The 25925-nt window shown below is 64.3% G+C and carries 20 protein-coding genes and 1 tRNA gene; 12 read left to right on the top strand and 9 right to left on the bottom strand.

Annotated features, from left to right (window positions below):
• The first annotated feature begins 40 nt into the window (after positions 1-40).
• Both rpsT and dnaA read left to right on the top strand, forming a co-directional pair.
• Positions 41-310 carry a 30S ribosomal protein S20 gene (gene rpsT, locus WOC76_RS13545; RefSeq protein WP_341106181.1) on the top strand — a complete coding sequence of 90 codons (270 nt, stop codon included), beginning with the start codon at positions 41-43 and terminating at the stop codon, positions 308-310.
• A gap of 942 nt (positions 311-1252) precedes the next feature.
• Complete coding sequence (dnaA, locus tag WOC76_RS13540; protein ID WP_341431453.1) at positions 1253-2761, top strand: chromosomal replication initiator protein DnaA; 1509 nt, start codon at positions 1253-1255, stop codon at positions 2759-2761.
• 67 nt (positions 2762-2828) lie between these two features.
• On the opposite strand, the gene WOC76_RS13535 is transcribed toward dnaA, so the two are convergent.
• Complete coding sequence (locus WOC76_RS13535) at positions 2829-3908, bottom strand: polyamine ABC transporter substrate-binding protein (RefSeq protein ID WP_341106183.1); 1080 nt, start codon at positions 3906-3908, stop codon at positions 2829-2831.
• A gap of 204 nt (positions 3909-4112) precedes the next feature.
• Here WOC76_RS13535 and WOC76_RS13530 point away from each other — a divergent pair, with 204 nt between their 5' ends.
• The 4 genes from WOC76_RS13530 (at position 4113) to WOC76_RS13515 (ending at position 8177) form a co-directional block, all read left to right on the top strand.
• Complete coding sequence (locus tag WOC76_RS13530; RefSeq protein ID WP_341431452.1) at positions 4113-4688, top strand: hypothetical protein; 576 nt, start codon at positions 4113-4115, stop codon at positions 4686-4688.
• Between the two features lie 158 nt (positions 4689-4846).
• Positions 4847-6190: a proline--tRNA ligase gene (gene proS, locus WOC76_RS13525; RefSeq protein WP_341106187.1), complete on the top strand. Its 1344-nt coding sequence runs from the start codon at positions 4847-4849 to the stop codon at positions 6188-6190.
• Complete coding sequence (locus WOC76_RS13520) at positions 6187-7476, top strand: lipoprotein-releasing ABC transporter permease subunit (RefSeq protein WP_341431451.1); 1290 nt, start codon at positions 6187-6189, stop codon at positions 7474-7476. The genes proS and WOC76_RS13520 overlap by 4 nt, the downstream gene beginning before the upstream one ends.
• 17 nt (positions 7477-7493) lie before the next feature.
• Positions 7494-8177 (top strand): ABC transporter ATP-binding protein, encoded by a 684-nt coding sequence (locus WOC76_RS13515; RefSeq protein ID WP_341106190.1) that lies wholly within the window; start codon positions 7494-7496, stop codon positions 8175-8177.
• A 15-nt stretch (positions 8178-8192) separates the two neighbouring features.
• Here WOC76_RS13515 and WOC76_RS13510 read toward each other — a convergent pair whose 3' ends face one another.
• Positions 8193-8762, bottom strand: a complete 570-nt coding sequence (locus tag WOC76_RS13510) for a hypothetical protein (protein WP_341388677.1) — start codon at positions 8760-8762, stop codon at positions 8193-8195.
• 366 nt (positions 8763-9128) lie between these two features.
• Here WOC76_RS13510 and WOC76_RS13505 point away from each other — a divergent pair, with 366 nt between their 5' ends.
• Positions 9129-9815: an enoyl-CoA hydratase-related protein gene (locus tag WOC76_RS13505; RefSeq protein WP_341106192.1), complete on the top strand. Its 687-nt coding sequence runs from the start codon at positions 9129-9131 to the stop codon at positions 9813-9815.
• A 1-nt stretch (position 9816) separates the two neighbouring features.
• On the opposite strand, the gene WOC76_RS13500 is transcribed toward WOC76_RS13505, so the two are convergent.
• The 4 genes from WOC76_RS13500 to WOC76_RS13485 form a co-directional block, all read right to left on the bottom strand.
• Positions 9817-12108: a putative bifunctional diguanylate cyclase/phosphodiesterase gene (locus WOC76_RS13500; protein WP_341431450.1), complete on the bottom strand. Its 2292-nt coding sequence runs from the start codon at positions 12106-12108 to the stop codon at positions 9817-9819.
• A gap of 35 nt (positions 12109-12143) precedes the next feature.
• Positions 12144-13061, bottom strand: a complete 918-nt coding sequence (locus WOC76_RS13495; protein WP_341106197.1) for a crotonase/enoyl-CoA hydratase family protein — start codon at positions 13059-13061, stop codon at positions 12144-12146.
• Between the two features lie 52 nt (positions 13062-13113).
• Complete coding sequence (locus tag WOC76_RS13490) at positions 13114-14448, bottom strand: multicopper oxidase family protein (protein WP_341106198.1); 1335 nt, start codon at positions 14446-14448, stop codon at positions 13114-13116.
• A 76-nt stretch (positions 14449-14524) separates the two neighbouring features.
• The gene (locus tag WOC76_RS13485; protein ID WP_341388674.1) at positions 14525-15136 is read right to left on the bottom strand and encodes a hypothetical protein; all 612 of its coding nucleotides are present in this window, start codon (positions 15134-15136) and stop codon (positions 14525-14527) included.
• 181 nt (positions 15137-15317) lie between these two features.
• Here WOC76_RS13485 and WOC76_RS13480 point away from each other — a divergent pair.
• The 4 genes from WOC76_RS13480 to WOC76_RS13465 all read left to right on the top strand — a co-directional run bounded on the left by WOC76_RS13480 (position 15318) and on the right by WOC76_RS13465 (position 19675).
• A tRNA-Leu gene (locus WOC76_RS13480) sits at positions 15318-15402 on the top strand.
• Positions 15403-15483: 81 nt separating this feature from the next.
• Positions 15484-16833 carry a trigger factor gene (tig, locus tag WOC76_RS13475; RefSeq protein WP_341431449.1) on the top strand — a complete coding sequence of 450 codons (1350 nt, stop codon included), beginning with the start codon at positions 15484-15486 and terminating at the stop codon, positions 16831-16833.
• Between the two features lie 112 nt (positions 16834-16945).
• A complete protein-coding gene (clpP, locus tag WOC76_RS13470; protein WP_341106200.1) occupies positions 16946-17575 on the top strand; it encodes an ATP-dependent Clp endopeptidase proteolytic subunit ClpP in 630 nt (209 codons plus the stop codon).
• A gap of 90 nt (positions 17576-17665) precedes the next feature.
• Positions 17666-19675: an acetyl/propionyl/methylcrotonyl-CoA carboxylase subunit alpha gene (locus WOC76_RS13465; RefSeq protein ID WP_341106202.1), complete on the top strand. Its 2010-nt coding sequence runs from the start codon at positions 17666-17668 to the stop codon at positions 19673-19675.
• 185 nt (positions 19676-19860) lie between these two features.
• On the opposite strand, the gene WOC76_RS13460 is transcribed toward WOC76_RS13465, so the two are convergent.
• From WOC76_RS13460 to WOC76_RS13450, 3 genes are read right to left on the bottom strand one after another with little or no spacing between them, the layout of a single operon-like run.
• Positions 19861-21102 (bottom strand): HlyD family efflux transporter periplasmic adaptor subunit, encoded by a 1242-nt coding sequence (locus tag WOC76_RS13460; protein ID WP_341106203.1) that lies wholly within the window; start codon positions 21100-21102, stop codon positions 19861-19863.
• 3 nt (positions 21103-21105) lie between these two features.
• A complete protein-coding gene (locus tag WOC76_RS13455) occupies positions 21106-22692 on the bottom strand; it encodes an efflux transporter outer membrane subunit (protein ID WP_341431448.1) in 1587 nt (528 codons plus the stop codon).
• Positions 22692-24290, bottom strand: a complete 1599-nt coding sequence (locus tag WOC76_RS13450; RefSeq protein ID WP_341431446.1) for an MFS transporter — start codon at positions 24288-24290, stop codon at positions 22692-22694. Before WOC76_RS13450 ends, WOC76_RS13455 begins: the two co-directional genes overlap by 1 nt.
• A 664-nt stretch (positions 24291-24954) precedes the next feature.
• Between WOC76_RS13450 and nhaR the strand changes: the two genes are divergently transcribed.
• Positions 24955-25857, top strand: coding sequence for a transcriptional activator NhaR (gene nhaR / locus WOC76_RS13445; RefSeq protein WP_341106207.1), 903 nt, complete (start codon positions 24955-24957; stop codon positions 25855-25857).
• The last annotated feature ends 68 nt before the right edge of the window (positions 25858-25925 follow it).

Raw genomic sequence — 25925 nt, 5'->3', positions numbered from 1 at the left:
CCGCCATCGGCCGCCCAACAGCTTCGAGGACAGATAGACCATGGCCAATACCGCCTCGGCCAAAAAAGCCGTTCGCAAGATCGAGCGCCGCACGGCCGTCAACCGCGCCCGCCGCAGCCGCATGCGCACCTTCGTTCGCAAGGTCGAGGAGGCCATCGCCGCGGGTGACGCGTCGGTCGCCGCCGCGGCCCTGCAGAGCGCCGTGCCCGAGATGATGCGCGCCGCGCAGAAGGGCGTCGTTCACAAGAACACGGCGTCGCGCAAGGTGTCCCGCCTCACCGCCAGCGTGAAGGCGCTGACCGGCAAGTAAGCAGTCGTTGCACGTCTGGCGTGCAGAGCGCCTTGCCAGCGACAATACATGCTCAGAAAAAAGCCCGGCTCAGCCGGGCTTTTTTATTGGTCACGGCGCGCCTGACGCAGGAAAGACACAAGCGCTTAAATTTTTTTCGCGCTCGAGTTGTGATCAGCCAAACAGGCTCCGATTCAATCTGTTGCAACCAAGTCGCCGGGATGGCGCGCCGGGCGCCCCTCTTGACAGCGCGTCTTCGACAAATGGCGGAGGTCGAGCCCGCTTGCGCCCGGCTCGGCGCGCCTCACGCGGGCTTCCTAGGTACGCACGTCGAATCATAAATTTAGAAATACATTAGTCCAAGGCCAGCGGCCGGCGGCGGCGAGGAAATGGCGAAAGAACGACTCCTCGGCGCCGTTCTCATTGCGAGAAGGCGGACGCGCGTGTAGGTTCCTTGGTGTCGGACGAAAGAGATCAACGCCCGCCAGAACAGCTTTCGGCTGAGCGCATCAAGGGAGCGACGCCATGTCGATATCCTGCCTCCACGAGCCAAAGCTTCAGGCGTACGATCCTCTTCCTTCCCGTCCGGCCTGAATCAAAAAGTAAGCGTTCAGGGCGCGTGCTCGCTCTGTAGTGTAAACAAGTAGAAGTCCGGGGTTCGTTTCGATCCCGGGAACCGGGGGCTTTGACATGAGGGAACTGCGGCGAACCAAGGCAATTGGCGTGCTGCGTACCGAGCGCGATCCAATCGCGCGGCTTTTTCTTGCTTCGGTTCCCTGCGTTGATTTCAGTGCGGACTCCAGGCCTGACGCTAGTGGCGTTGGGTGCGCTGTGGGTCCGCCGCGCTAGCCTTTTCAAGTCGCGGTTCTCCGCCGCGAAGGACACATCTCACTTCGTAATGAGCGGCCCCTGCGTTTTTGCGACGCGGGTGCAGGACGCTGCGCGCAATTTTTGGAAATCACGATGTCAAACCGAGAAATTCGGGCCGATGAAATTTCTGCGAAGGATCAGGATCGATGGGAGCGCGTGCGTCAACGGCTTCGCGCCGAACTCGGCGACGCCGTTTATAATTCCTGGTTCACCCGCCTCGAGCTCGATCGGGTCGAGCAGGGCGCCCTGCACCTTTCGGTGCCGACCAAGTTTCTGAAGAGCTGGGTGCAGTCGCATTATGCGTCGCGCATCAAATCCCGCGCCGCGAATGAGTTCGAGACGATCGAGCGCGTGGTGATCGACGTGCGGTCGACCGCGCGCAAACCGAAAATGCGGGAAGCCGGGGGCGCAGAGCGCGAGGCGGAGGCTCCGGCTCTGGCCGTCATCGAAAAGATGCCTGCGCCCGCGCACGCCGGCGGCGGCTCCGACGCATCCGACGCGCCCCTCTCGCCGCGCCGCGCGCCGCGCCCGACAGCCCGCGTCGATGGGGACTCGCTGCTCGGCTCGCCGCTCGACCGACGCCTGTCCTTTTCCACGTTTCTCGTGGGGCCGTCGAACCAGCTCGCTTATGCCGCCGCCTGCCGCGTGGCGGAGGCGCGTCCCGGCGATACGCCGATGTTCAATCCGCTTTACGCTCATGCCGCTGTGGGGCTCGGCAAGACCCATCTCTTGCAGGCGCTTGCCCACGCCACGAACGACAATCGCCGCCGTGCGGTCTATCTGACGGCGGAACGTTTCATGAGCGGCTTCGTCTCGTCGCTCACGACCCAGACTTCGATCGCCTTCAAGGAGCGGCTGCGCGCGATCGACATGTTGATCATCGACGACGTGCAGTTCCTGCAGGGCAAATCGATTCAGCAGGAATTCTGTCACACGCTCAATGCGCTCATCGACTCTGGCCGCCAGGTCGTGGTCGCGGCGGATCGTCCGCCATCCGATCTCGAAACGCTCGACGAGCGCGTTCTTTCGCGTCTCAAGGGCGGCCTTTGCGTCGATATCGGACCGCTCGACGAGGCGCTCCGCGTCAAGATTTTATCGGCGCGCATCCTCGCCGCCCAAGACTCCAATCCGAGCTTCCACGTGCCGCCGGATGTTGTGTCCTATGTGGCCCGCACCATCGTCACCAATGGCCGCGACCTCGAAGGGGCGGTGAACCGCCTGCTTGCGCATGTGACGCTCAATGGCGCGCCGCTGACAGTGGAGACGGCGGAAACCGCGATCCGCGATCTGGTGCGCACGCAGGAGCCGAAGCGCGTCAAGATCGACGACATTCAGAAACTCGTCGCGTCCCATTACAATATCTCGCGCGCCGACATTCTGTCCTCGCGCCGCACCGCCAATGTGGTGCGTCCGCGCCAGATCGCGATGTATCTGTCAAAAGTGCTGACGCTACGCTCGCTGCCCGAGATTGGTCGACGCTTCGGCGGCCGCGATCATACGACAGTGCTGCACGCCGTCCGCAAGATCGAGGAGCTCGTCTCCAAGGATAAGAGCCTCGCGGAAGTCATCGACCTGTTGAAGCGAATCCTGAACGAGCAGTGACGGGGGCGTTCCCCCGCGCACTTCCTCGATTGGCCGTCTCCAATGCTGGCGTCGGGACGGCGCGGCGCTACTTGCCTGTCTTCACAGTCGTCCAGAGGCGGGTGATATATTTCTGTTCGGGCTGGTTGGGCGTCGTCACGGTGAAGAGCCGGCGCATGGTCGCCTCTGAGGGATAGACCGCCGGATCGTCAGCGATGGACTTGTCGATGAGAGGCCGAGAAGGCCCCACGCCATTGGCGAAATTGGTCGCCTTCGTATTGCGCGCCGCAATATCCGGCCGCAGCATGAAATCGATGAACTGATACGCCTCCTTCAGATGCGGCGCATCGATGGGAATGGCGAAATTGTCCATGCTCATCAGAGCGCCTTCCGCCGGGATGACATAGGCGATGTCGACATCGGCGCCGGCCTCGCGCGCGCGGTTGCGCGCCTGGAGGCTGTCGCCGGCCCAGCCGACGGCAAGGCAGATGTCGCCGTTGGCGAGCGCGTTGATATATTCCGAGGAGTGAAATTTCTTGATGTAGCGGCGTAGCCCCGACAAATGGTCAGCTGCGCGCTTGAGGTCCGCGTCGCGCTTCGAGTTGGGATCGAGCTTGAGATAATTGAGCGTGACCGCGAAAATATCCTCGGGGCTGTCGAGCACATAGACGCCGCAATCGGAGAGCTTCTTCAACGCCTCCGGCCGCAGCACCTGATCCCAGCTGGTGATCGGCTTGCCGAGGCGCTCCTTGATCTTCGCCACATTATAGGCGACGCCGGTCGTGTACCACATGTAATTCACGGCATGGGCGTTGCCGGGATCGTAACGCGCCAGCCGGTTGTCGATCTCGGTCCAGATATTGCCGGCGTTGGCGAGGCGCTTGCGATCTATGGGCTGCAAGACCCCCGCCTTGATCTGGCGCTGGAGGAAAGTCGCCGAGGGGACGACAATGTCGTAGCCCGTGGAGCCTGCGAGGAGCCGTGACTCGAGCATTTCATTCGAGTCGTAGGTATCATAGAGGACCTTGATCCCGGTCTCGCGGGTGAAGTCCTCGAGCACGGCGGGGTCGATATAGTCGCTCCAGTTGAAAATATTGACGACGCGCTCTGCTGCGAGCGCGGGCGCGCAGGCGAGGACAAAAACGAGAGCGGCAAGAAATTTTTTCATGTGGCGGGCGGGCTTTTGAGGGGCGGCTTGCGCCGCTGGACGACGAACGGAGAGTATCACGCCCGCCGAGGACTTGGCGACCGGCGACCGGGCCGGGAGGGTTCCGCGATTGCGAACGCGGCCTCAAAGTATTTTAATAAATGACGGTTTTCATCGGCGCCAGGGTCGCCGAAAATCATAAGAGAGGACGGCAAGATGTCAGCAATGGCCAAGCTCGTCTATTTTGTCTCTATTCTTCCAGGCAGAAAGCAGACGGGCGCCAATGCCGACACGGGCGCCGTCGACGCCTCCCTCATAACAGATCCTTTTGAGCGTGCGGTCGCCGAATTCCAGACTCACATCGAAAAAAGCAAGAACGATTCCACGGCCTTCCTCGGGAAAGAGCTGTACATTTATCTCCATTTGGTGCGGTCGTGGTTCAAATACCTGAGCTTCAAGCATCAGAACGATCGTGAAACCATCCGGAACATGAAGGAAAACTACATAGAGTATCTTCTTTGCATGAAAGAGATGCAGACGACGAGATTTATGTTCGTAAAAGGCGGCGGCGCCGAGGAATATAGGGAGCGTTACGCCGCCGCGAAAAAAATAAAGGAAGAGATCGAAGGTGCCTTCGCCGACGCCCTGGGAAACGAGGCGGCTGTCGAGCTGGAATGCGTCAGGGCGCTCCCTGGCCGGTGCTTCAACCGGCACGGCGACAAGGCGCCGGACGGATATCAGTTCGACAAATATGAAACCGGCGTCGAGAAGCTGCCCGAAGCAGAGGGCGCCTTGTCGTAGGAGGCAATGCGCAGCTCAAGGCTCTGGCTGGGGCGCCGGCTTGACGCCTGCTCCGGGCTTCGCGCGGCGGGCGCTTGCCTTTTGCGTGGTTAGGCGCTTCAACGGCCACTGAGCCGCCGTTATGCTCGCCAATCTCCGAATCGTCAGTGGAAGCCCCCATGCGCCTGTCCCGTTACTTCCTGCCCATCCTGCGCGAGACGCCCAAGGAGGCCGAGATCGTCTCGCATCGGCTGATGCTGCGGGCGGGCATGATCCGGCAGGAGTCGGCCGGCATTTACGCCTGGCTGCCGCTGGGCCTGAAAGTTTTGAACAATATCAATCGCATCATCCGTGAGGAGCAGAACCGGGCCGGCGCCATCGAGCTGCTGATGCCGACGATCCAGTCGGCCGATCTTTGGCGCGAATCCGGCCGCTACGACGCTTATGGCAAGGAGATGCTCCGCATTTCCGACCGCCACGAGCGTGAAATGCTCTTCGGTCCGACCAACGAAGAGATGATCACGGAGATCTTCCGCGGCTATGTGCGCTCCTACAAGGATCTGCCGCTCAATCTCTATCACATCCAGTGGAAGTTCCGCGACGAGGTGCGCCCGCGCTTCGGCGTCATGCGCTCGCGCGAATTCCTGATGAAGGACGCCTATTCCTTCGACCTTACCCCCGAGGCCGGGCGCCACTCCTACAACAAGATGTTCGTCGCCTATCTGCGCACGTTCGCGCGCATGGGGCTGACCGCCATTCCGATGGCGGCCGAATCCGGGCCGATCGGCGGCAATCTGAGCCATGAATTCATCATTCTGGCCGAGACGGGCGAGAGCGAGGTGTTCTGCCACAAGGATTTCCTGTCCTTCCCGCCGCCGCCCGCCACTGTCGATTTCGACGACGCCGCCGCGCTCGAAGGGATCGTCGGTCAGTGGACCAGCCGCTACGCTGCGACGAGCGAGATGCACGACGCGGCGGCCTTCGCGGCCGTGCCGGCCGATTCGCAGCTTTCTGCGCGCGGCATCGAGGTTGGCCATATTTTCTACTTCGGAACCAAATATTCCGAGCCGATGAAGGCCGTAGTGAACGGTCCGGACGGCAAGGAGGTCGTCGTTCAGATGGGATCCTATGGCATTGGCCCCTCCCGCCTCGTCGCCGCGCTCATCGAGGCGAATCATGACGAGGCCGGCGTCATCTGGCCGGAGACGGTCGCGCCCTTCCATGTCGGCGTCGCGGATCTCAAGGCCGGCGACGCGGCGACCGGAAAGGTCTGCGGCGAACTGGTCGAGCAGCTGGAGAACGCCGGGCTCGACGTGCTCCACGACGACCGCGACGAGCGGCCGGGCGGAAAATTCGCCACGCTCGATCTGATCGGCTTGCCATGGCAAATTCTCGTCGGCCCGAAGGGGCTGGCAGAGGGCCGGGTCGAGGTGAAGCGCCGGCGCACCGGCGAACGTGAGCTGCTATCGCCAGCCGAGGCGGCGGCGAGGGTCATCGCGGCGGTCAAGCAGGCGGGCGCATGAGCGAGAGGGGGGCGGCCACGGAGCCGCTGGACGGAGCCAAAGCCTTTTCGCCTTTCGAACGGATGGTGGCGCTTCGCTATCTGCGGGCGCGACGCGCGGATGGCTTCGTCTCCGTCATCGCCGGCTTCTCCTTTCTCGGCATCATGCTCGGCGTGGCGACGCTCATCGTCGTCACCTCGGTGATGAACGGCTTCCATCGCGAACTGATGGACAAGATCATGGGCGTCAACGGCCACGCCTTTTTGCAGGCCGTCGAGACCCCCTTCACTGACTGGGACGACGTGTCCGCGAAAGCCTCGCGGACGCCCGGCGTGAAACTCGCCATTCCCATGGTCGAGGGCGCGGCCGGAATATCGACCCAGTTCGGCCAGTCGGGCGTGCTGGTGCGCGGGGTGCGGGAGAAGGATCTCATTCGCCTGCCCGGCATTGCGGACAATGTGAAAAGCGGCGCGCTCAAGGGCTTCGACACGGGAGAGTCCGTCGCCATCGGCCAGCGGCTCGCCGAGACGCTCGGCGTCTCCGTGGGCGACAAGGTGAGCCTGCTCGTCGCCAAGGGCGCGCAGACTCCGTTCGGCGTCGCCCCGCGCATCAAGGCCTACAGGGTCGCGGCGATCTTCTCGATCGGCATGTCTGAATTCGACAATGTTTTCGTCTACATGCCGCTCGCCGAGGCGCAGCTCTTCTTCAACAAGGACAAGGAGGCGACGGTCGTCGAGGTCTTCGTGGACGATCCGGAAGAGATGGATCTCTTTCGCACGAATCTCGAAAAGGCGGTGACGCGGCCGTTGATCGTCACCGACTGGCGCCAGCGCAACAAGACCTTCTTCGATACGCTCAAGGTCGAGAAGAACATCCTCTTCATCATTCTGACGCTGATTGTCATCGTCGCGGCCTTCAACATCGTTTCGGGCCTCACCATGCTCGTGAAGGACAAGACGCAGGACATCGCCATCCTGCGCACCATGGGCGCGTCGCGCGCCGCGGTGCTGCGAGTCTTTCTCATCATCGGGGCGTCGATCGGCGTCGCCGGCGCAATTGCTGGTTTCCTGCTCGGCCTGCTGATCGCCAAGAATCTGGACACAATCCGGTTGGCGCTGAACAAGGCCTTCGACGCCAATCTCTTCCCGGCGGAATTTTATTTCCTGTCGCGTCTGCCGGCGATCGTCGATATGCGCGAGGTGACCGTGATCGTCGTCATGACGCTGATCCTTGCCGTTCTCGCCTCGATCTATCCCGCCTGGAAGGCCGCCTCGCTCGATCCGATCGAAGCTCTCCGGCACGAATGAGGGCAGAAAGCCAAGGCATGAGCGACGCCGTTCTGGAACTGCGCAATATCGCGCGGCACTATCGCGAAGGCGAGGCGCGGCTCGACATTCTCGTCGACGCCAATCTCTCCATCTATCCCGGTGAGACCGTGGCGCTCATCGCGCCCTCCGGCGCCGGCAAATCGACGCTGCTGCATATCGCCGGCCTGCTCGAGCGGCCGGACAGCGGCGAGACGTTGATCAATTCCCGGCCCACCTCCGGCATGAGCGACAATGAGCGCACGCGGCTGCGCCGCGACTGCATCGGCTTCATCTATCAGTTTCACCATCTGCTGCCGGAGTTCTCGGCGCTGGAAAACATCGTCCTGCCGCAGATGATCAACGGGCTGGAGCACAAGGAGGCGGAGGCCCGCGCCCGGCAATTGCTGGACTATCTCAAGCTCGGACCGCGCGCCTCGCATCGGCCCTCGGAGCTCTCTGGCGGCGAGCAGCAGCGTGTCGCCATCGCCCGCGCGGTCGCCAACGCCCCGCATCTTCTTCTGGCTGATGAACCGACCGGCAATCTCGATCCGCGCACGGCGGAGCATGTCTTCGCGACGCTGATGGCGCTCGCCCGCAACTCCGGGCTCGCCGCGCTCATCGCGACGCATAATCTCGAACTCGCTGAACAAATGGACCGCCGCGTAACGCTACGCGACGGCCGAATCGAAGAGCTTCCGTGATGGAGGGGCGGCTTTTTAGGCCGCCTTCTTCTTGTCGATGAACTGCTTCTTGTACCAGAGGCCGAAGCCGACGGTCGCCAGCACGCCGAAGAAGACAGCAATCGTCAGGTCCTTCGTGGCCGTCAGACCGACCGAGAAGGGGAAGCGGGCGACATATTCCTTGGAGCCGTCGTCGCTCTTTGCCTTCACGATGCCGATATATTTCCCCTCGTTCACGAAGTTGTGATCGAAGGTCAGCGTGCCGGTCTTGTACTTCTTCGGCGGCGAATAATATTCGGTGTTCGCCTCGAGATTCTCGTTGTCGTCCTTCTGGCCGACGTCCTTGAGGACGCGCATCTCGAGGTTCATGTCGCGCAGTTCGTCCTGCTGCGCGTCGAGGGTGATGATGGTCGGCCCCGCGTCCGGGATGTCGTCACAGAACTGCTCGCGCGACTTGAGCGGCTGATAGCCCGTGAAGCTCATCGTGTCCGGCCCGATCTTCATCAGGCATTGCCCCTGGTTGGAGCCGACGTCGCCGTGCGCGTGCGCCTGAGCCACCCAACCGACCGTCGCCAAAGTCATGGCGACGAGAAAGCGCATCTTCATTTTCGATTTCTCCCTTAGCAATTATCTGCCGCTTCTTGGCCGAGCGGGCGCCCCTTCCGTGACCCTCGCATGGAAAGAACCGCTGGCGACCCCGAGCCCGGGCGGGCCGAGAGCCGCCTATTAGCAGCTTGTGGTTAGCATATATCAATTCAAGGGGCCGTGTCTTGCGACCTTCGGCCACACGCCAAGGCGCCCGAAAAGCAGAGAGGCGGGCAGAAGGTTTTCAGGAGTCAGAGGGCGGCGCTCCGTTAACCATGTCCTTGCGCGAAGGTCTCCATCGGTTCGCGTTCCGGTTGTCAGAATTGCGCAGGTCAAGTTAAGCTTTGGTTTACCACGGGCCTTCGCCCGTCATACCCAGAGGCCGCGATGGGACTTGTTTCGAACCGCGCTTTCACAGGATTGACGCCAACCTCGACGGTCACGACGAGCTGGCTCGAGGAGCAGGAGGCGCTCGTCGTCTCCAAGGCCTGCGCCGGCTTCGACTCCGCCAGCGTGGCGGCGATCGGCGCGATTCTGCGGTCGATCGCCGCCGGCGAGCCAGGCGCGCTCAAGTTTCTCGTCTTCGACTTCGCGGGCGGGGACGGCGAGGCGACGGGCGCGCCGGATGGATTTGCCGAGATGGTCGCCGTCAACGCGGAACTCATCATCGATACGCCGGTGATCTCGCTCGCCTGGGCGCGCGGCGCGATGACGGGGCTCGATTTCGACTTCGCCATGCATTGCTCGGCGATCGTCGCGGAGAGCAGAGCGCGCTTTTCCTTTGCAGGCGACCCTTTCGACCTTCTCGGCCTCTATGCGGCGCTCGGACGTCGAATCGGCTTTGCGAAAGCCGAGCGGCTCATCGACAGCGACCGGGCGCTTGCGCCGCAGGAGGCGCGGGACCTCATGATCGTGAAGGACGTGGTGGCGGAAGGGCGGGGGATCGACGGGATCGCCGCCTATCTCTCTCAGCTCGAACGGCGCTACAACGCCTCCCACGCGATCTTTCGCGCCCGGCGGATGGCGGAGCCGCCCATCGACCGCCGCCCCGTGAACGCGCCCGGCCGGCGGTAGGTCAGGCGGCGCCCTCCAGTCGCGGCGCGTCGACCCACTCGTGCAAGAGCGGCGCTAGCTCCTCGATCGGGCGCGGCTTGCTGTAGAGATAGCCCTGAATGAGGAAGATGTTCTTGCTCGCCATGAAGGCGAGTTGGGCGTGCGTCTCCACGCCCTCCGCCACGAGATCGAGGTCGAGGTCGCGGGCGAGCGCGGAGATCGCGCCGATGATCGCCTGCGTCTTCGGCGAGTCATTCGCCTGGCGCGAGAAGGCCTGATCGATCTTCACCTTGTTGACCGGGAAGCGGTTGAGATAGCTCAGGCTGCTGTAGCCCGTGCCGAAATCGTCGAGCGCCAGCCGCGTCCCGACCGCAGCGATGGCCGACAGTTTCGCCTCGACATCGGCGGCGTGAGAGATGAGGGCGGTTTCGGTGATTTCGATTTCCAGCCGCTCGGGGGGGAGGCCGCTTTGCGCCAGCGCCTCGGCGATCCGCTCCACAATGTCGGTCTGCTGGAACTGCCGCGGCGCCAGATTGACCGCGACGCGCACATGCGACGGCCACTGGGTCGCGTCGCGGCAGGCGCGGCGCAAGACCCAGGCGCCGATCTCGACGATAAGCCCGGTTTCCTCCGCAATGGGTATGAAGACGCCCGGCGAAACCATGCCGTGCTCGGGGCGTCGCCAGCGCAGCAGCGCCTCCAGTGCGACAATGGCTCCTCGCCGCGAGTCGACGATGGGCTGGTAGAAAACCGTCAGCTCGTCGCGCGCCAGGGCCTCGCGCAGATCCTCTTCCATCTGCCGCTTTTCGATGAGTTCCGCCTGCATCTGCGGGATGTAATGGACGACGCCGCCGCATGTGCGCGACTTCGCCCGATACTGCGCCAGATCGCTGCATTTCATCAGGCCGCCCGGCGTGTCGGCGTCTCCGGGCGCGACGGCGACGCCGACGCTCGCGGCGATGGTGATGCGATGGCCGTCGATGAGAAAGGGACGCCGCATTTCATCGACGATGCGTTCGGCCAGCGCGTCCGCCTGCGGCGTTTCCTTTGCGGCGCGCATCAGCACGCAATATTCGTCGCCGCCGAGCCGCGCGACGAGCGCGGGCGCCGTGGCCGTGGCGGCGAGCCTTGCGCCGACTTCCCTGAGAAGCGCGTCGCCGACGGGGTGGCCGAGCGTGTCGTTGATCTCCTTGAAGCGATCGAGGTCGATGCTGAGCAGCGCCGCCTGAAGGCCCTCCTGCGTCAGGCGCCTCAAATCCTCGTCGAGCGCCTTTTGAAACTGGTAGCGGTTGGGGAGGCCCGTGAGGTCGTCGAAATGCGCGACGCGCTCGATTTCACGCCGCGCGTTCTCCTTCTCGGTCACGTCCTCCACAACGGTGACGAAGGCGCCGTCCCGGGCGCGGTCGCAATGAAAGTCGAAATAGCGGTCGCCCAGGCGATGCATGAAGGCGCTGGCGCGGGGCAGGGCGGCGTGGCGCTCCCAGCGTTTCGCGAAGCGCGCCGCATCCTCCGCCGAGAGGCCCGCGCGGCGCCCAATGGCCGCGGCCAGCGCCGCGAGGCCGATGGGCGCCGCCTCCGGCGCGACGCCGAAGAATTCGACGAGGCGCCGGTTCACGACGGAAACCGCCAGGCTCGAATCGCCCATGCAGAGTCCGTGCGTCATCGAATTGAGAGCGATGGCGAACTTCTGACGCTGGCGCATGGAGTCGCGGCCGCTGCGCAGCGCCGATTCGAGATGGCCATGCAGGAATTGCGTGGTGCGGAAGACGGACAGGGCGCCGAAAAACAGAAAGGCGGAAATGCCCCAGTACCAGACCGGGAAATTGACGAGCAGCGTGGCGGCGAGCGGCATGCAGATGCCCATCACCTGCCAGAAGACGATCGAGGGACGCGCGGCGTTGCGGCTGGCGAGATTGCCCGTGACGCCGGTCATGATGATCACGCTGTAGTAGCTGATCATCTCTCCGGGGTGGAAGTTGAAGAGGATCGCCACCGCATAGCCCAGAAGCGTCATGAAGCCGATCGCCCCGGCCGCGTAACGGGCTTCCCACATCGCAGCGTCGGCGCGGCGCTTGTGAAGGGGGGCGCGTTGATGCGCCCAAAGGACGTTCAGCCGAACCGCGCCCAGCGCCGCCATGAGCCCGGCGAGTACGAGATAATTGCGATTGCTGGTGTAAAGCCAGGCGACGACCGGAACGAGAAGGCCGGACAGGATGCCGGTGACGAGCGTATGCGTCGTATCGAACAGGGTCTCGACCAGATCGGCGTAGATTTCGGCCTCCGCCGGCGTATAGGGCGCGTTCGAAAATTTCATCCTGACATCCGCATTGGCGCCGCCGCGGGCGCTGGTCACAGCGCCGCGAGGGCGGGCTTCTGCGCTCTTTGCGCCGGGCCGACGAGCCTTTGCTGGGCGCGGACCAGCCGCTCCATGTGGCGCAGGTCGCGCTCCTCGATCCGCGCCGAACATTCCGCCCAGAGTTCGGTGATGCGGGTCAGCTCTTCATGGGTAATCGGATGGCTGCGGCGGCGCGCTTCGGCGAGCGCCCGGCGGCGGCGCCATTTCGCGTCGCCTTCCTCCTGCATCCAGAGGGCCGCGGCTCTCCGCGCCCCGCCCGGGCCCGCAAGCTGATCGATCACCTCCATCTCGAACATCTGCCGGCCGGTGTAGGTCTGGCCGCCCATGACGATGCGCTCCGTCAGCGCGGAGCCGACGCGGCGCGTCAGCGTCGTGACGGCGCCCATGCCGGGGAAGGAGTTGAAGGCGACTTCCGGAAGGCCGAAAAGGGCGTTCTCTTCTGCGATGATGAAATCGAACGCCAGCGCCGCCTCCATCGCGCCGCCGAGACACTGGCCGTGAACGGCGCAGAGCGTGACGATCGGCAGATCGAGACTTTGCGAAAAGCTGTAGACGAGATCGACGCAGGCGTGCGCATAGGCGCGCAGCGTCGCGAGATCCTTGCGCCGGATCGCCCCGGCGAAAGTCGAAAGATCGCCGCCGAGCGAAAAGACGCCAGGACGCTTCGCCGCCATGACGAGATAGCGGAAAGGGAAATCCGCGACGCGCCCGGACCGCCACAAAGCGCGCAGGGAGTCGCGCATTTGCAGCAGTTCGGCGAGCATCACGGGCGTGAAGCACTGCGGCGCGTCGGCGCGGTAGTTCATCCAGATCGACGCGGTCTCGCGATGGTGCTCGATGTCGAGCGTCTCGAAGCGCCAGTTCGGAAAGTCTTCGGGATCCTTGGTGCCGGAAAACAAGATGTCGGCCATGCGCGTTTCTCCTGCCGGCGGCCTCGACGCCGCTCAGAGGCGGAAACGCGCGTCAGCCGACCTCGAACCAGGTTGCGAGCCCGGCCGCTTCATGTTCGAGGATGTCGTCGTGTATCGCCCATTTGCCTGCCGCGTCGGCGATGAAGGACACATGTTTCGTCTTCCCTGCGGGAATGATGACGCCGTTGCGCCAATATGGCTCCCAGCCGTCGTCCAGATCGTGCAGCAGCCGCATCGCATGGCCATGCGCATGCATGGCGAGCGGAACCTTGGATCTGTTGACGTATCCGAGCGTAATCGGCGTCCCTTGCTTCACCCTGAACAGGGGCGGTCCCTCATATCCCTTCGTCGCGGCGCCGTTGATGGTCCAGCCGTTCGCGCCGCTCTCGATGACGAGATCGTATTTTCTGGCGTTGTTGAGTTTGATCTCGGGTGGCAGCGACGAATTCGGCGGCAGGGAATAAATGAGCCCGCGCCGCTCCGCCTTCGCGCCCCTGGCCGTGGCGACGAGCAGCTCGCTCTCGGCGCCGCCCATGTCGCGCAGGACGACGCGCGCCTTGGCGCCTTCCGTCGGCGGCATGTCGAAGATGAGCTCGAAACGAGCGCCGGGCGCGACGGGAATGCTGCGGCGCACCGGCTCGAAGGCCTCGCAGGGTTGGCTGTCGATCGCCACGACGAAAGGCTGCATGCCGTCGAAGGTCAGAATCATGATGCGTGCGTTCGCGAGATTGGCGAGGCGCAGCCTCACGCGCGCATTGGCGGGGAAATCGTAAGCCGCTGGCGCCGCCTTGCCGTTGACGGCGAGAAGCGGCCCGATGCGACCGGCGCCCTGCGCCTCCGCGCGGTCGCCGAAGCCGCCGTCGATGCGTCCCTGCGGGTCGAGCCGCCAGTCGTCGAGGACGAGCAGGAGATCGTGGTCAGCCGGGAGCAGCTCCGCCTCGTCGACGACGAGCAGGCCCTTCAGCCCTCGGCCCATGAGTTCCGGCGTTTTGCCGAAGACGCTGGGCCGATAGCAGAAGAGGCCCGGCTCCGTGAGCTTGCGCCGGTAATCGAAAGTGGCGCCCGGCGCGACGGCCGCCTGCGTCAGCGGCGCGACGCCGTCCATGGCGTTCTCGCCCCGCATCCCGTGCCAATGGATCGAGGCGGGGAGGTCGAGCCTGTTGACGAAATGGACGTCCAGCGTCTGCCCTTGGTTGTAGCGGAGAACGGGGCCGGGCGTGACGCCGTCGAACCCGAGAATGTCCGTCTCTCCGGAAGAACCGATCGCCGCCTTGCCCGGCCGCGCCTCGATGAGGCGGGGGCCAGCGGGCGCGGCCGCGCGCGCCGGGAGCGGGAGAATGCTGGCGGCGACGCCGGAAAGGAAGGCGCGGCGGGTGGGCGAGGGCATGGCGGGGCGCATCCGTGTCGATCTGGGAAAAGAATTCTCTATCGTCGACTAAAGAGAACGGGCAACTACACGGCCATCAGCCACCTTCCTGCAAATCACAGTCGAGCGGGGGCTTTTCCGGCAGACCGAGCGTGGCTTGTTTGTCCTGTATCGACAAGCGCGCCTCGCCCATCCCGAAGGCGCCCGCGTAGGGCGCGCCAGATTTCGGCGCCGTTTGCATCAGTACGACCCCCTTGTCGCGCCAGGCCAGAAAGACGAGGGCGGGGTCACTGCCAACAAAGGTGACGGCGATCAGGGCGTCGAAGCCGGGGCAGGCGAGGACGCGCGGCCCGCGGCTGATTCCCTCCGGATCCCTTGACCGCGCATCTGCGTAGCCCTGTCGAAGGCCGTGGACGCGCTCTATCAGCGTCCGTCGCAGGCAGGGCTCGGCTCCGTCGCAGGCGGCAAGCGTCTTCTGAACGCTCGCCTGGCTTCGCGCGAGTTCGCGGCGGCTCGCCGGAGTCGCATGCGCGCCGGCGCCCGCGAGCCCAGCCAACCGAGAAGCCTCTTTTTCGAGCTCCTTCAGCGTTGGATTCGCGCAGATGACGGTCCAGGGGGCGTTTGTCGCTTTGGCGCAATCGAGCGGCGCCGCCCCGGTGGCGAGCGGAAAAAGAAGCGGCGCGGCGAGCGCGGCGACCCGTCGAAACATTGGTTTTCTCCGCTCTGGCGCCCGTCCGGGCGACGGGCGGAGACTCTAGCGCCCCGACCCCGAAACGTCGCCTCCGGGCCCCGTATTTTTTTCGAGCATCCTGCGCCGACCATGCTATAGAGCGGCGCCCGCGCTCGCGGGCGTTCGGGTTTCGCGGCGGGTCCGTCAAGGGGCCGCTCTCGCGGGCGTGGCGGAACTGGTAGACGCGCCGGATTTAGGTTCCGGTGACGAAAGTCGTGGGGGTTCGACTCCCTCCGCCCGCACCAAAGGCCGCAGTTTCGCGGAAATTATCGACACAACCGCCCGGGCGCGCGCCGGCGGCTTTGAAGTTGTAGAAGGCGATCGACATGCAAGTAACGCAAACCTCCACGCAGGGTTTGAAGCAGGAATTCAAGGTCGTGCTGCCGGCGGCCGATCTCGCCGCCAAGCTCGGGGCCCAGCTCGCCGAGATGCAGGCCAAGGCCCAGATCAAGGGCTTCCGTCCCGGCAAGGCGCCGATCGGCCATCTCAAGAAGCTCTATGGCAAGAGCATCATGGGCGACGTGCTGCAGGAGGCCGTCAACGACGCCAACCGCAAGATCGTCGAGGAGAACGGGCTGCGAATCGCCGTCGAGCCCAAGCTCGATTTCCCCGGCGGGCAGGACGAGGTCGAGCGCGCGCTGGCGGCCGAGGGCGATTTCTCCTTCACGGTGACATTCGAGACGCTGCCGAAGTTCGAAGTCGGCTCCCTCGACGACATTTCCCTCGAGCGTCCGGTCGCAGAGGTCGGCGAGGCGGACATCGACACCGCCCTCAAGAATCTCGCCGACCGGGTGCAGGAATTCGAGGCGCGCGCCGAGGGCGCCAAGGCCGAGAAGGGCGACAAGCTCACGATCGACTTCACGGGCAAGCTCGACGGCGTGCCCTTCGAGGGCGGCACGGGCGGCGACATTGACATCGTGCTGGGCTCGGGCACGTTCATTCCGGGCTTCGAGGATCAGCTCGAAGGCGCGGCCGTTGGCGAGCAGCGCCTGGTCAAGGTCACCTTCCCGGAGGACTATTCCGCCAAGAATCTCGCCGGCAAGGACGCCGAATTCGACGTGACGGTGAAGGCCGTGGCCGCGCCCAAGGCCATGGAGATCGGCGAGGATCTCGCCAAGAAATATGGCTTCGAGAATTTCGACGCCATGAAGGAGGCGGTGAAGGGCAATCTGGAGGCGGACTTCCACAAGGTTTCGCGCGATCGCCTGAAGCGCGCGCTGCTCGACGCGCTCGACAGCCGCTATTCCTTCGACCTGCCGGAGACGCTCGTCGAGCAGGAGTTCGGCAACATCTGGCAGCAGCACATGGCCGAGAGCCAGCGGACGGGCCAGCCTCTCGCCGAGGACGGCAAGACCGAGGAAGAGACCCGCGCCGAGTTCCGCAAGATCGCCGAGCGCCGCGTGCGGTTGGGCCTCGTCCTCGCGGAGATCGGGCAGAACGCCGGCGTCAAGGTCGAGGACAAGGACCTGACCGAGGCGCTGGTCGAGCGCGCCCGCATGTTCCCTGGTCAGGAAAAGCAGGTCTGGGACTATTACCGCAACAATGAGCAGGCCCTCGCCCAGTTGCGCGCGCCGATCTACGAAGAGCGGGTCGTCGATCACATCTCGAAGCTGATCAAGATCGCCGACAAACCCGTGACCAAGGAAGAGCTCTTCAAGGACGAGGACGAGGCCTAAGCTTCGTTTGCGTCCTGTCTCGCTCCGGCATATGACGGGACAATGATGCATGCGGCGGAGGGCGGCCTCCGCCGGCAAGGCCACATGCAACCGGCCTTAGGAAGGCGATGCGATGCGTGATCCGATCGAGGTCTACAACCAGTATCTCATTCCCCAGGTGATCGAAAACACCTCGCGCGGCGAGCGCGGGTTCGACATCTACTCGCGTCTTCTGCGGGAGCGGATCATCTTTCTCACCGGGCCGGTCGAAGACCATATGGCGTCGGTCATCATCGCGCAGCTTTTGTTCCTGGAATCGGAAAATCCGAAGAAGGAAATCTCGCTCTACATCAACTCGCCCGGCGGCGTGGTGACGTCGGGCCTCGCCATCTACGACACGATGCAGTTCATCAAGCCGAAGGTCTCGACGCTCTGCGTGGGGCAGGCGGCGTCGATGGGCTCGCTGCTGCTTTGCGCCGGCGAGGCGGGTCAGCGTTTCGCGCTGCCCAACGCCCGCGTCATGCTGCATCAGCCGTCTGGCGGCTTCCAGGGGCAGGCGTCCGACATTCAGCGCCATGCGGAAGACATCCTCAAGGTGAAGAAGCGGTTGAACGACATTTACGTCCGCCACACCGGCAAGGACTATGAGACGATCGAGCGCACGCTCGACCGCGATCATTTCATGTCGGCGGAGGAGGCCAAGGCTTTCGGCATCATCGACAGCGTGCAGGAGAAGCGCGCCGACGAGCCCGAAGCCAAGTAAAGTTCAGGGAGAGGGGCGCGGAACGGCTTTCGGATCAGAAAAGCCGCCGCGCCGAGGCGTCCGAGGATCAAAAGGGCAATTGGGGCTCGCATGTTTCGCAAGATTTTGATCGCCAACCGTGGCGAAATCGCCTGTCGCATCATCAAGACCGCCAAGAAGATGGGCATCGCCACGGTCGCCGTCTACTCGGACGCCGACGCCGACGCGCTGCATGTCGAGATGGCGGATGAGGCGATCCATCTCGGGCCTCCGCCCGCCGCGCAATCCTATCTGCTGATCGACAAGATCGTCGCCGCCTGCAAGGAGACGGGCGCCGAGGCGGTGCATCCGGGCTACGGCTTCCTGTCCGAGCGCGCGGCTTTCGCCAAGGCGCTGAAGGACGCGGGCATCGTGTTCATCGGCCCCAATCCCCGCGCCATCGAGGCGATGGGCGACAAGATCGAATCGAAGAAATTCGCTTCCGCCGCGAAGGTGAGCGTCGTGCCGGGCTATCTCGGCGTGATCGAATCGCCCGAGGAAGCGGTGAGGATCGCCAAGGATATTGGCTATCCGGTGATGCTGAAGGCGTCCGCCGGCGGCGGCGGCAAGGGCATGCGCATCGCCTTCAACGACGCCGAGGTCATCGAGGGCTTCACCCGCGCCCGCTCCGAGGCCGCCTCGTCCTTCGGCGACGACCGCGTCTTCGTCGAAAAATTCATCGTCAATCCGCGCCACATCGAAATTCAGGTTCTCGGCGACAAGCACGGCAACGTCATTCACCTCAATGAGCGTGAATGTTCGATCCAGCGCCGCAACCAGAAGGTGATCGAGGAAGCGCCGTCGCCGCTGCTCGACGCCGCCACCCGCGCCGAAATGGGCGCGCAGGCCGTCGCGCTCGCCAAGGCGGTGGATTACGATTCCGCCGGCACGGTGGAATTCGTCGCGGGTCAGGACAAGAGCTTCTACTTCCTCGAGATGAACACCCGCCTGCAGGTGGAGCATCCGGTGACGGAGCTCATCACCGGCATAGACCTCGTCGAGCAGATGATCCGCGTCGCGGCCGGCGAGCCGCTGCAGATCAAGCAGGAGAACGTCAAGATCAACGGCTGGGCGGTCGAAAGCCGCATCTACGCCGAGGACCCCACCCGCAACTTCCTGCCCTCCATCGGCCGTCTGGTGAAATACCGTCCGCCGGCCGAGCGCAAGGAAGGCGGCGTCACGGTTCGCAACGACACGGGCGTCACCGAGGGGCGCGAAATCTCGATCCATTACGATCCGATGATCGCCAAACTCGTCACCCATTCGCCGGATCGCCTCGGCGCCATCGTGGCGCAGGCCGACGCGCTCGACCGCTTCGTCATCGACGGCATCCGCCACAACATCCCCTTCCTGTCGTCGCTGATGCAGAGCCCGCGCTGGCGCTCCGGCAATCTTTCGACGGGCTTCATCGCCGAGGAATATCCGGAAGGCTTCTCCGCCCCGGCGCCGACCGGCGACATCGCCTGGACCCTTGCCGCCGTCGCGACGCTGATTGACCACATCGGCAACGCCCGCAAGCGCCAGATCAGCGGCCAGCTGATGAACGGCCGTCCGGTGGAATTCACCCGCGACCGCGTCTGCATGCTGGGCGATGCGCGCTTCGATGTGCAGATCGAGGAGCAGGGCGAGGCGCTCGTCGTGCGCTTCTCGGAAGGCGACAATCGCGCCCACCGCGTCTCGTCGCAGTGGCGGCCGGGCCAGGAGCTCTTCGTCGGCGACGTCGACGGCCACAGCGTCTATGTGCAGGCGCGGCCGATCCTCAATGGTTACGAGCTCTCCCATCAGGGCGTCAGCATTCCGGCGCGCGTCTATACGCAGCGTGAGGCGGAATTCGTCGCCCTCATGCCCAAGAAGAAGGATGCCGGCGCCTCCAAGGCGCTGCTCTGCCCCATGCCGGGTCTCGTGAAGACCGTCGATGTGGCGGAGGGGCAGGAGGTGAAGGCGGGCGAGGCGCTCTGCATGGTCGAGGCGATGAAGATGGAGAACGTGCTGCGCGCCGAGCGCGACGTGACCATCAAGAAGATCCTCGCCAAACCCGGCGACAGCCTCGCGGTCGACGCGGTGATCATGGAATTCGCCTGAGGGCGTGAGTCTTTCACACGGAAAACCCCCGTCGATCCTTTCGGCGGGGGTTTTTCATTGGGCCTGTTGAAAGGAGTTCGGCAAATCCGCGCCAGGTCGGCGGAAAATCGCAGGAACCCGTGTCGGGCCGTCCCCGGTCTCCTCGCGGCTCGGGTCGTCCGCTCCGCCGCGGGGCGGAGCGTCGATCACTCCGACACGGCCGGGCAGGCGCCGTCTCCCGCGGTCGCGCCGCCAACGAGATTTTCCTTCACGATCTTTTCGGCGCGCGCTCTCGCTTCCTCCAGGTCCTTGTCGAAGACCTCGGTCGCATATTCGCCGGCGGAGGTCTTGACGATGGAGTCGTTCGCCGGCTTTGCCTCGGCGCCGACATTGATCGAGGTCACGGTCGAGAGGCCGGGGCGCAGGGGCGTTTTCTTCAGCTCTTCCGGATCGATCGCGATTCGCACGGGCACGCGCTGGACGATGCGGATGAAGTTGCCTGTGGCGTTGTCGGGCGGCAGGGTGGCGAAGACGCTGCCGGAGCCCGGCACGAGACCCTCGACCGTGCCATGGAACAGCACGCTCGACCCGTAGAGATCGACCTTGATCACCGCCGGCTGTCCGGGGCGAATCCGATCCATCCGGTTTTCCCAGAGATTGGCCTCGACCCAAAGGTGATCGAGCGGGACGATGTTCATGACCTGGTCGCCGGGACGCACGCGCTGGCCGACCTGCACCCGACGCTTGGCGACATAGCCCGTGGCAGGCGCGCGAATTTTCTGGCGCAGATATTCGATAAAGGCGTCGTTGAAACGCGCCTTCGCGAGTTCGATGTCCGGATGCTTCGTGAGCTCCACGCCGCCGACGCGGGACTCGATCGCCTGATATTCGGCGCGCGCCTCGCGCAGATCGGCCTCCTGGGCGGCGAGCGTGTCCTCTGTATTCTGCAAGACTTGCCCCGACGCCGCGCCGCTCGTCGCCGCCTTCCGGTAACGCGCGAGATCGTGGCGCGTGCGCTCGCGGACGGCGGTGCGCGATGTTAACTTCTGGCAAATCTGCCGGCGGTTGGCGTAGAGCGCGCCGACGTTGCGCACGGCGCGGCCAAGCTCCGCTTCCGCCTGGCCGAGCGCGGCCCGCGCGCGCTGCGCGTCGAGCTGGATCAGCACGTCGCCTTTCTTGACGAGCTGGGTTTCCTCCGCGAGAACCTTCGCGACGACGCCGGTGGCGTCCGCCTGCACGGGAATGATGTTGCCCGAGACGAAGGCGTTGTCCGTCGTCACCCAGTCGCGGTCATAGGTGAACCAGCGGAACGCCGTGACCAGCGCCCCGACCCCGACTCCGACCGCGAGCGCCCTGAGCAGGAAGGCGCGACGGGCGCGAATTGTCTTGCGCGACAGCGGCGGCGCGCCGCCGGCCGCGCTCGGAGCGTCTGTGTGATCCTGACCCAAAATTCAGCCTCCCCCGAGGGATTGCACGGCATCGACGACCGGCGTGATCGGATCCGTCTCCGGCGCCGGCTTGGGCTCGTAAGCCTGCGGCCCTGCGTCGAATCCGCCGCCGAGCGCCTGGAAAAGATCCACGGCGGCGACGAGCTTGTCTCCCTCCAGACCGCGCTGGATATAGAGAGCGTCGAGCATGTCGGCGTATTCCTGAACATATTCGCGCCGGTCGCGCAGTCCGTTGCTCAGGCGAATGCGCGCGAGATCGGCCTCGGCGCGCCGCGCCTGCACGAAGCGCGACTGCGATTCATATTCGGATTTGAATCTCTTGAGATTGGCGAGCGCGTCGGCGACCTGCTGCGCGGCCGTCAGCAGCGTCTCGTTGTACGTGTCCACCGCCTGATCGTAATCGGCGCGCTGCATCTCGAGGTTGCCCGTGAGCTTGCCGCCCTGGAAGATCGGCAAGTGCAGACCGGGCGTGACGCTGTACACCATGGCTCCCGGATTGAACAGATAGCCGCCGAGCTTTGCGAATTGGCTCGAGGTGACGGACGCCTCGAGGCCCGCCGAAACGGAAATGTCCATCGAGGGCAGAAACAGCGCCTTGGCGGCGTGGATGCGATCCGCCCAGGCTTCCGCGCGCCGCAGCGCCGCCATCAGATCCGGGCGATGCGCCAGAAGCTCGATCGGCAGGCGCTGGGGCAGGCCGGGCTGCACGGGGGCAACCTGCTTCTTGCCCTCGAAGAGGCCACGCGCCACGTCGGGGCCTTCGCCCATCAGCCGGGCGAGGGCGTTCTCCTGAATTGAAAGCGCAGCGACCAGCGACGCCTCGCGCCGCACGGCGGCCTCCTCGTTGCTACGCGCAATCTGCACGAAGTCGAGCGGCTCGATGCCGGTCGCATAGCGGGTTTCGAAAAGCTGCCGCAGTTCCCGCCGCAGGCTCGTGAGCTCCTTTGCGAGCTTCAATTGTTCCGCGAGCACATAACCGCGAAGATAGGCGCGCGCGACGCTCGTCGTCAGCAGCAGCCTGGTCTGTTCGAGTTCGCCGGCCTGGGCCAGCGCGTCGCCGATGGCGGCGTCGAGCAAGGCGCGGTTGCGGCCCCAGAAGTCCAGCTCCCATTTGGCCGAGATCGGGTTGAGGAAGGCCGCGGATTTCTCGAGGCCGCCCACCTTGGGATTGAGGCCCGCCGCGACGCCGCGCTCGGCGTAACGATTTTGCTTGTAGGAGAGATCGGTCTCAACATAGGGCGTCAGACGCGAGCTTGCGATGTCTACGGCGGACTCGGCTTCTTTCAGCGTGTCGGCGGCCTTGCGCAGGTTCTGGTTGTCGATTAGCGACTTTTCCATGATCCGGTCGAGTTCCGGACTACGGAAGGCTTTCCACCATTGTTGGCTGGGCCACCCTTTGGCGCTCACGCTTTTTACGCCCGAGGCCGCGATGGTGCGGCTCATCGGCGGCGGCTCCATGAAGTCGGCGCGCTGCTGCTGGGCTGTCGGCACGCAGCCCGACAGCAGCAGCGCAAGGGGGGCCGCCGCGCCAAGGCTTCTGCGCCTCGCGAGCGGGCCGCGTGGTGTGTGGTGTCTCGTGCGCTTGCGCATCAGTGGTCCGCCGTCACGGCTGCTTTGCTCTCGATCTTCGCCGTAGCTGTCGCCTGCGCGCCATAAGCGGATGGCTCCTTTTTGAGTCGGGCGAACCAGACGAGGACGCCCAGCAGGAACATGATACAGGCGCCGAGAAGGAAGGCGTCGTTGAGGGCGAGAATGCCGGCCTGCTGACGGATCAGCCTCGCAATGTGCCGGCGCGCGACCGATTCGGACAGGCCCAGCCCCTGCAATTGTTGGGTCAGCGCGGAGAGCGTGTCCAGAGAGGCGTAGCGCCGTCCGCCGAGATATTCAGACAAATTGAGTTGATGCCATGGCGTGCGGCGGAAATAAATGACGCTTTGAAAGGCGATGCCAATGGCGCCGCCGACGAGACGAAACAGCAGGAATTCCTCGGCCGCGCGCTTGTACGTCTTACCGCTGAGGCCGTAGGTCGCGAGCGTCGAGGTCGGCGCCGAGAGCGCCGCGACGCAGAAGCCCAGGAAAATGACCGGGATGACCAGCGCGTCGAAAGAGGCGTGCTTGTCGAAGAGGCCGAGCCAGGTCAGCACGACCGACGAACATATGCACATCAGACAGATGACGAGCCGCACGTCGATTTTCTTCGATATTTCGTACATGACCGACGCCAGCGGCAGGCCGGCGATCATCATGGCCAGATAGACATGGCCGGCGATCGACGAGGTGTAGCCGAGCAGGAGCTGCATCTGCACGGAGAGGAGCGACATCAGCCCCTGAATGGTGAGAAAGCCGAAGAAGCCGCACGCGACGCCCAGGGCGTAACTCGACCGCGCGAACAGGCGCACATCCACGATCGGATTGCGCTCGCCCCATTCCCAGATGACGAAGGCGGGGATCGCAAGAACGACGACGATGTAATCCGCCGACAGAAGCGAGGAGTCCAGCCAGTCGAAGTCGTTTCCAAGGCTGAAGATCATTTGCACGCCGATCAGTATGACGGCGAGCAGCGCGAAGCCGACCGCGTCGAAGCGGACGATCTTGCGCTCGTAACTGCGTCCATAGAGCAGCGCGCCGACCGCCGCCGCGATCAGAAAGCCAAGCGTGGCGTTGGCGTAAAAGAGCCACCGCCAGGAAAAATATTCGGCCCAGAAGCCGCCGAGGAAGACGGCGAGCGTATAGGGAAGAATGCCGAGCGCCGCCCAGTAGCCGAGGCCGATCCGATATTGCTTCTCCGGCAGTTCGCCGAGCGCCGCCGCCTGACTGACCACAGCCAGAAAACCACCGAACACGCCAAAGACGAAACGCGTCGGCGCATACATGAACACCGAGGCGCTCGAGACGCAGATGATCGAGGCGATCGCATAGCCCAGGTAGCCGAGCGTCAGAACGCGATAATCGCCGTATCGGCCTGTGAGAATGCGCGCCAGCGGCACGCCGAGCGCCACGCCGATGAGATAGAACGTCGTTCCCCAGGCGGCGAAACTCGGCGTCACGCCCTCGAGCGAACCGGCCGAATAGGGCGTGAGCACGCTGTGGCCGGACACGTTGGAGAGAACGTCGACATATCCCACGCCGAGCGCGACCAGTAGCAGCAGAAGCCTGCCGCCGGTCAGCCTGTCGAATGAGGCCGTCATTGCGCGTTGCGGTCCTCGAGCCCGGTAAAGGCCGAAGCGGCGAAGGAGAGGGCAGGCGAGCGCCCGATGGCGGATTGTGCGCAGCCCCTTGCGGGAAGGGGCGAGGCGGCGTCGACCGAAAGCATAAGCTTAACCCCGTTGTGCGGCAATGCTCGCGGCCGGTCGCGCCGCCGTGCAATGACCGTGAAGCAACCCAGGCTCCCCCGATTTCAGGCGAACCTTGCAATGGTTTTCAGGGTCGATGGCGAGTATTGGCGTCAGGCCCATGCGTCTTCCAGGTTATGCCGTGCCGCTCGACGCATGCGCCAGAACGACTGAAGCCAACTTAGAGGGAAGTAGAGCAGATGAAAAATAGTAAGAGCAAATAATATCCATCGGTTTTTCCATGAAAATTATCCATAAAACTGTAAAAATTGAGCTTCCGATGGAGCCAGAGCGCGGGCGTGGTTGAGCGAAATAGCCAAGCACAAGGGCTCGATAACCACGCAGCTCCGTTACTCTCACCCGACCGGAGCAGGCGGCTTCCGCTAGACTTTTGGTCGCCCGCCCTTTCTCCTGGCCCTCGCCGGACTGCGGCGCGGCCCGATTCTGCAACGGAGCCGTTGCGCTATTCCCAAAATAGAATATTTCTGTTCGAACCATAGATATTTCCGATGGCCTTGCGATGGACCGGCTGAACTACCAGCATCTCTTCTACTTCTGGAACGTGGCGCGCGAAGGCAGCGTGACGCGCGCCAGCGAGAAGCTGCGTCTCGCGCAACCGACGATCAGCGGCCAACTGGCGGTCTTCGAGGACGCGATCGGCGCGCAACTCTTGCGCAAGGAGGGCCGCAGGCTGATGCTCACCGAGAAAGGCCGGACTGTTTATCATTATGCTGATGAGATTTTCGCGCTTGGACGCGAACTCACCAATACGCTGAAGGGCCGCGTCGGCCCCATGGGCCTGCGCCTGAGCGTCGGCGTCGCGGATGCGCTGCCCAAACTCATCGTCTATCGTCTGATCGAGCCGGCGCTGAACCACGAGCAGCAGACGCAGGTGGTCTGCCACGAGGACAAGGTCGAGCGGCTCCTTGCCGAACTGACGCTGCACGGCGTCGATATCGTGATCGCGGATACGCCGGCGACGACAGCCGTTGGCGGCCGCGTCTATAACCACCTGCTCGGGCAATGTGGGGTCGCTGTCTTCGCCGCGCCGGGACTCGCGGGCCAGTTTGTGGAGAACTTCCCCAACTCGCTCGAGGGCGCGCCGCTCCTGTTTCCGACTCCGGCGACGGCGCTGCGCCGGTCGCTCGACCTATGGTTCGAGCAGAAGCGCATTTCTCCCGCGGTTCGCGCCGAAATCGAGGACAGCGCGCTGTTGAAGACATTCGCCGCCGCAGGCGCCGGGCTCTTCGTCGCGCCCGTCGCCGTCGCTGAGGCCATCGAGCGTCAATATGGCGTCGTGAATATCGGCGAACTGGAAGGGGTTACGGAAAGCTTCTACGCAATCACGCTTCGGCGGAAGATCGATCATCCCGCGGTCACCACAATACTCCAGGGTGCGCGCGACTGGCTGGCTTCGCCGTAAGTCTTCCGACGGACGCTAAGCGCGCTTTCCGCCGGGATGGGAACCGGTTCGGCAGTAGAACGCGCGAC

The sequence above is a fragment of the Methylocystis sp. IM3 genome (assembly GCF_038070105.1).
Classification (GTDB): domain Bacteria; phylum Pseudomonadota; class Alphaproteobacteria; order Rhizobiales; family Beijerinckiaceae; genus Methylocystis.
The sequence above is the reverse complement of the archived record's forward strand: the minus strand, read 5'-3'. Positions and strand labels throughout refer to the sequence as shown.

Coding starts and splice junctions, on each gene's coding strand:
- WOC76_RS13505 (WP_341106192.1), top strand. CDS start 9,129: ATGGGACTTGTTTCGAACCGCGCTTTCACAGGATTGACGCCAACCTCG.
- WOC76_RS13450 (WP_341431446.1), bottom strand. CDS start 24,290: ATGACGGCCTCATTCGACAGGCTGACCGGCGGCAGGCTTCTGCTGCTA.
- rpsT (WP_341106181.1), top strand. CDS start 41: ATGGCCAATACCGCCTCGGCCAAAAAAGCCGTTCGCAAGATCGAGCGC.
- WOC76_RS13465 (WP_341106202.1), top strand. CDS start 17,666: ATGTTTCGCAAGATTTTGATCGCCAACCGTGGCGAAATCGCCTGTCGC.
- proS (WP_341106187.1), top strand. CDS start 4,847: ATGCGCCTGTCCCGTTACTTCCTGCCCATCCTGCGCGAGACGCCCAAG.
- WOC76_RS13515 (WP_341106190.1), top strand. CDS start 7,494: ATGAGCGACGCCGTTCTGGAACTGCGCAATATCGCGCGGCACTATCGC.
- dnaA (WP_341431453.1), top strand. CDS start 1,253: ATGTCAAACCGAGAAATTCGGGCCGATGAAATTTCTGCGAAGGATCAG.
- WOC76_RS13490 (WP_341106198.1), bottom strand. CDS start 14,448: ATGCCCTCGCCCACCCGCCGCGCCTTCCTTTCCGGCGTCGCCGCCAGC.
- WOC76_RS13455 (WP_341431448.1), bottom strand. CDS start 22,692: ATGCGCAAGCGCACGAGACACCACACACCACGCGGCCCGCTCGCGAGG.
- WOC76_RS13500 (WP_341431450.1), bottom strand. CDS start 12,108: ATGAAATTTTCGAACGCGCCCTATACGCCGGCGGAGGCCGAAATCTAC.
- WOC76_RS13520 (WP_341431451.1), top strand. CDS start 6,187: ATGAGCGAGAGGGGGGCGGCCACGGAGCCGCTGGACGGAGCCAAAGCC.
- tig (WP_341431449.1), top strand. CDS start 15,484: ATGCAAGTAACGCAAACCTCCACGCAGGGTTTGAAGCAGGAATTCAAG.
- WOC76_RS13535 (WP_341106183.1), bottom strand. CDS start 3,908: ATGAAAAAATTTCTTGCCGCTCTCGTTTTTGTCCTCGCCTGCGCGCCC.
- WOC76_RS13530 (WP_341431452.1), top strand. CDS start 4,113: ATGGCCAAGCTCGTCTATTTTGTCTCTATTCTTCCAGGCAGAAAGCAG.
- clpP (WP_341106200.1), top strand. CDS start 16,946: ATGCGTGATCCGATCGAGGTCTACAACCAGTATCTCATTCCCCAGGTG.
- WOC76_RS13495 (WP_341106197.1), bottom strand. CDS start 13,061: ATGGCCGACATCTTGTTTTCCGGCACCAAGGATCCCGAAGACTTTCCG.
- nhaR (WP_341106207.1), top strand. CDS start 24,955: ATGGACCGGCTGAACTACCAGCATCTCTTCTACTTCTGGAACGTGGCG.
- WOC76_RS13510 (WP_341388677.1), bottom strand. CDS start 8,762: ATGAAGATGCGCTTTCTCGTCGCCATGACTTTGGCGACGGTCGGTTGG.
- WOC76_RS13485 (WP_341388674.1), bottom strand. CDS start 15,136: ATGTTTCGACGGGTCGCCGCGCTCGCCGCGCCGCTTCTTTTTCCGCTC.